This window comes from uncultured Rothia sp. (assembly GCF_937976295.1).
In the GTDB taxonomy this organism is placed as follows: Bacteria; Actinomycetota; Actinomycetes; order Actinomycetales; family Micrococcaceae; genus Rothia.
Genome location: NZ_CALJRY010000357.1, coordinates 1 through 1,316, shown reverse-complemented (window position 1 = coordinate 1,316; position 1,316 = coordinate 1). Strand labels below are relative to the sequence as shown.

General features: G+C 59.5%; 2 protein-coding genes. Both read right to left on the bottom strand.

The genetic code is table 11. The features are described 5' to 3' along the window. A partial coding sequence (locus Q0216_RS09565) for a hypothetical protein (RefSeq protein WP_298594881.1) occupies positions 1-1,064 on the bottom strand: 1,064 nt, incomplete at its 3' end. A 1-nt stretch (position 1,065) separates the two neighbouring features. After that, on the bottom strand, positions 1,066-1,316 hold a 251-nt coding region (locus tag Q0216_RS09560; protein WP_298594879.1), incomplete at its 5' end, for a hypothetical protein.

The following is a 1,316-nucleotide window of genomic DNA, read 5'->3' as shown; positions in this document are numbered from 1 at the left end:
ACAAAAGATTCAGGATTTATGTTTAATCCAGTTGAAAAATTAATAATTACAAAAGGCGGGGTGCCGACTGTGAAGAGAAGCTCGGATTCGGCGTTGCCGGGGCCGACTGGCTTCAATTTCAGGTCGTCCGCGACAACCCAAGTTCTGGGGACCTGCTTGCCGGAAAGCTCAGCCAGCGCGGTACCGTACATCGCGAAGACGCTTTCGACATCCTCTCGGCCGCCAAAACCGTTGTTCGGCGTTAAACCGAGGTTCTTCTTACCACCCCATGCCGCGCGCTCATTCTCAGGCGGTGCCGGCACCATCACGGTACCAGCCGTGCGCTTCGACGGGTCCTCGCTGATCGCGAGGGTCCGGCCCTGCAGCGAGCCGAACACCACGGGGAACTGCAACCTGGAACTGCTGAACACGTAGCCCTGTTCGGGAGTCGCCTCAAGCATGATTTCTCGGCGGTCCTCACCAGGAATCACATGGTCACCAGGCGCAGCCTCAACCCCGTCAATCTTCCAGACCACGCCCGGCTGCTTCGGGGTGGGAATCGTAATCAGGCGGCGTTCAGGGACGACGTCAGGGAACTTCGGCACAATCGGGATAGGCGTGTTCAGATTGGCGACGTCCGCATGGATGAGCGGGACACCGTACATCTCCTTCTTTGTGGCTTCAGCGTCCTTAGGGTTGAACGAGAGCCACCAGCCCTGGGCACGCGCCTGCTGCTCGGGGGTCCACTGTGCCTTAATTTCCATCGGCACATCGGTAGTCGTCCCATCGCTCATAACGACGGTCGCGCCCTTACCTGACGCGGAAGGCTCAACGCGCTTAATGCTTACGCCGTCACGACCAGGAGCGCCATCGGCCCCATCACGGACAGTACGCCACGCCAGCTGAGTCCCGTCACCATTCGCACGCGCCAGCACCTCACCATTCGCGCCACCCGCAGGGATCTTCTCCAGCGGGGCGAGCGCCTGGTCAATCTGCTGCTGGACGCCCTCAGCAGGCTTGCCCTGCAGATGACCATTCTCATCAGCGATTACCAGACGGTCGAATACGACCTTGTCTTCTGCCATGCTAGCTCTTCTCCTTCTCCACAATTCGGGCAAGACCATTGCCCAGGTCTTCTGCCACCCATTCTTTCTCCACACTAGGAGCAGCGGGACCCGGTGCCGCCGGGACCTTCACACCAGGCACACCGGTCATCTCCGCCAGATTCACTACCTGACCCGGCTGAACATCCAGCGTGATCAAATCCAGAATCACTTGACGTCCGCTCTCACCAATCGCAGAGACCTTCACGCTGTAGCGGGCAGGACCCAGCAACT